This is a genomic window from Immundisolibacter sp. (genome assembly GCF_028696615.1).
GTDB lineage: Bacteria > Pseudomonadota > Gammaproteobacteria > Immundisolibacterales > Immundisolibacteraceae > Immundisolibacter.
This window is the reverse complement of sequence record NZ_JAQVGQ010000247.1, coordinates 1-3,542: the sequence shown is the minus strand read 5'-3', so window position 1 is coordinate 3,542 and position 3,542 is coordinate 1. Positions and strand designations below refer to the sequence as shown.

At 69.1% G+C, this 3,542-nt stretch carries 4 protein-coding genes; 3 read left to right on the top strand and 1 reads right to left on the bottom strand.

Going from position 1 to position 3,542, the window contains the following annotated elements; all coding sequences use genetic code 11:
* A partial coding sequence (locus tag PHC73_RS12590; protein WP_300128844.1) for an aminotransferase class I/II-fold pyridoxal phosphate-dependent enzyme occupies positions 1-755 on the top strand: 755 nt, incomplete at its 5' end.
* On the opposite strand, the gene PHC73_RS12585 is transcribed toward PHC73_RS12590, so the two are convergent.
* Positions 731-1,588, bottom strand: a complete 858-nt coding sequence (locus PHC73_RS12585) for a 3'-5' exonuclease (protein WP_300128841.1) — start codon at positions 1,586-1,588, stop codon at positions 731-733. The two genes, PHC73_RS12590 and PHC73_RS12585, sit on opposite strands and share 25 nt — an antisense overlap.
* A 108-nt stretch (positions 1,589-1,696) precedes the next feature.
* Between PHC73_RS12585 and PHC73_RS12580 the strand changes: the two genes are divergently transcribed.
* Together PHC73_RS12580 and PHC73_RS12575 are read left to right on the top strand one after the other, a co-directional pair.
* The gene (locus tag PHC73_RS12580; protein ID WP_300128838.1) at positions 1,697-2,692 is read left to right on the top strand and encodes a dihydrodipicolinate synthase family protein; all 996 of its coding nucleotides are present in this window, start codon (positions 1,697-1,699) and stop codon (positions 2,690-2,692) included.
* Positions 2,693-2,756: 64 nt separating this feature from the next.
* The coding region (locus PHC73_RS12575) for a hypothetical protein (RefSeq protein WP_300128835.1) at positions 2,757-3,542 on the top strand (786 nt) is incomplete at its 3' end.

Sequence of the window (3,542 nt, the reverse complement as noted above, 5' to 3'; positions counted from 1 at the left end):
AGGCCGCCATCCAGGCCCTGCCATGCCTGCGTGCACCCGGCCGCGTGGCGCTGCTCGCACCGATGTATGCCGAGCACGCCCACGCCTGGCGCCGCGCCGGTCACGCCGTGCACGAGCTGCCGGCCGCGGCGTTGCTCGATACCCGCGACGCCGACGTCGTCGTGCTCGCCAGCCCCAACAACCCGACCGGCGCGCGCTTTGCGCCGCAGGAGCTGCTGGCGCTGCACGCGCGCCTGCCGCCGGGCGGCTGGCTGGTGGTCGACGAAGCCTTCATCGACGCCACACCCGAGGCCAGCCTCACCGGCCACTGTCCACAGCCGGGGCTGATCGTGCTGCGCTCGCTCGGCAAGTTCTTCGGGCTGGCCGGCGCGAGAGTCGGCTTCGTGCTCGCCTCATCGGCCCTGCTCGCACGCCTCGCCGACACGCTCGGCCCCTGGACGCTGGCCGGTCCGGCGCGCTGGGCGGCCGCACGCGCATTCGCCGATGCGACCTGGATCGCGCGCACCCGGGCACGCCTGGCCCGCGACAGCGCCCGGCTGGCGGCTCTACTCACCACGCACGGCCTGCCGCCGGCCGGCGGCTGCGCGCTGTTCCAGTGGGTTCGCACGGCGCACGCGGGCGCGCTGCACGAGGCGCTCGCCCGGCGTGGCATCCTCACCCGCCTGTTCGAGACGCCGCCCAGCCTGCGCCTTGGCCTGCCCGGCACGGCCGCCGACTGGCGGCGGCTCGATCAGGCGCTGGCCGCACTCGGTTGATCGCCGCCCAGGCGCTGCCAGGCGGCCAGGAACGTCTGCAGGTGCGGCCGTGCGCCGGCGACCTCGCGCTCGATGAGCTCGCGCACGCGCCGCTGCTCCTGGGCGTAGGCAGCATCGTCGAAATGGCCGCCGAGGTGCGCCAGGCGCAGCCACACCAGGTACGTGGTCAGCGCGTCGCACTCGTTGTAGGCAACGATGCGGTCGAGCTCACCGCCGAGCCACAGCTCGGCCACGGCGTTGCCGTCCACGTCCAGCTTGCCGGGGATGCCGGACAACACCGCCAGCTCGTGCAGCGAGGGCGTGGCCTTGCCCCAGCCGCCGACGATGTCCTTGATGTCGACGTGGGCATCGCCGCGGGCGAAGTAGTCAATTCCCTCCCAAGGCTTGTCCGGACGACGGCAGAACTCGGCCGCCGACAGGCCGTTGATCAGCGCCCGCTGCAGCAGGATTTTTAGGTCGGCGTTGATCGAGTTGAAACCGACCAGCTGCGGCTTGTGCTCGCCGATGGCGTCCAGAAACGTACCGATGACCTGACTTTCCGTGGTCTGCGTCGGGTCGTGCGGGTCCCGCGGCAGCGACAACAGGTGCAGCTGCACGCTGCCGTCGCGCCGACGCTGGCGCGTGACGGCGGCAATCGACACCACGCGGCACACGACCGTCTTCAGGAAAGGCATCGGGTCGTCGTCGCTGGCACCGGCCTGCTGCCACATGTGCGCCAGCACGTCGCGGTCCGGCAAGTCCGCCGGCAGCTTGTACAGCACGCGCCCGGCGGCCGGGTCTGGCACCCACTCGCAGTCGAAAGCCCACACCTTGTCGAACACGCTCTTGAACATGCCTCACCCGCACCGCCGGTTAAACTGCCGCCCGACCACATGGTCGGCCGGCATCGCCGGCAGTAAGCTTACATATTCGTTCATTCCCTGAATTCGAGGACTCCCCGTATGGCACGACGCGACCGCCTGACCGTGAACGACGTTCACGGCGCCTGGGCCATCATCCCGACCCCCGCCGTCGACAACGCCGAAGACTGGCGCTGCGCGGACAGCATCGACTACGACGAAGTCGCCCGGGCCGTCGACGGCCTCATCAACGCCGGCGTCGATGCCATCCTGGCGCAGGGCACCTTCGGCGAAGGCGCCACCATCACCTGGGAAGAAAAGAAAAAAATGATGGAGGTGATGGTCGAAACCGCCCGCGGGCGCAAGCCGATCTTCGTCGGCACGACCACGCTGAACACCCGCGACACCATCACGCAGCTGAAGCACGCGCGCGACATCGGCGCCGACGGCACCATGCTCGGCCTGCCCATGTGGCAGGTGTGCGACGTGCCGAACGCGGTGCGCTTCTACCGCGACGTGGCCGAAGCGGTGCCGGAGATGGCAATCTGCGTGTATGCCAATCCGGAGGCGTTCAAGTTCCAGTTCCCGACCCCGTTCTGGGCCGGCGTCGCGGAAATCCCGCAGGTCATCACCTGCAAGTACATCCACATCGGCCAGCTGTCGGTGCATACCGCGGTGTCGAAAAAGCGCATCCGCTTCCTGCCGATCGAGTTCGATCACCTGGACGCCGCGCGCATCGACCCGGAATTCCACACCGCCTTTTGGTCGCCCTGCGCCAACGGCGGCCCGGAGATGACCATCCGCATCCGCGACACCGTGCGCGAGGCCATCAAGACCGGCGACTGGAGCGCCGCGCAGCGCGTGTGGGCGGCCGCCGCGCCGGTCATCGGCCACCTGATGCCGCCCGGCGGCTTTGCCGAGTTCTCGCGCTACAACATCCAGCTCGACAAGGCGCGCATCAACGCCAGCGGCTGGATGAAGGCCGGTCCCTGCCGCCCGCCGTACCTGACGGCCCCGGCCAATTACCTGGAAGGCGCGGTCAAGGCCGGCAAGGGCTGGGCCGAGCTGTGCGCCAAGGTGCGCGCCGGCGAGCTGTAACGCCGCAGGCTGCCCCGCCCACGCGGCGGGGCAGCGGCCCATAACGACAAACGGAGGAGACACCATGACCACACCGACCGCCGCCGATATCGTCCGCGACACGCTGCACATCATGTCGCAGGGCGCCTCCGCCCAGCAGCGCGTGGTGGATGCCTACATGGCCAAGCGCAACCGCGAGCGCGACATCAACTGGGTGGTGATCCAGGCCGCCCGCGAGTACGGCGCCACCAACATGTACGCCGACCGGGCGCGCCTGGCGCTCGGCACCGGCATCGGCGTGCGTGAGGCTGACCGCTTCGCGGTGATCATGAAGGAAGAGCTCGACCACTACCGGGCCTACATGAACCTGCTGGACCTGACGCTCGGCAAGGGCACAGAGCCGCCGGACAGTGAGGCGTTCCATTACCTCAACGTCGAGTTCACCGCCCAGGGCGCCGGCTTTCACGGCGATTCCGGCGCCATCGTGGCGCGCAAGTGGCCGGAGCATCACCGCTTCATCACGCTGTGGATGAAGATTTACAACGAACTGCCCCGCTGGACGTCACGCCTTTTGATGACCCAGGGCGAGGGCGGCTCGGTCGGCTGGCACTGGTGCATGAGCAACCTGCCGGGCAACGACGAGTTCCTGCGTCTGGCGGCCAAGCTCGAAAAGACCGTGGTCGAGGACGAAATCTTCCACGGCCCGGAGGAAATCAAGGAACTGGCGGCCAGCTTCGACCCGGCGAACGCCCTGCCGTGGGACGAGACGCTGAACCTCGCCCGCGAAATGCGGTACCTGGACGTGCGCGAGCGCAACGAGCAGTTCCAGTACCCGCTGACCGAGGCGGAACTCGAGGACATCCGCCGCGCC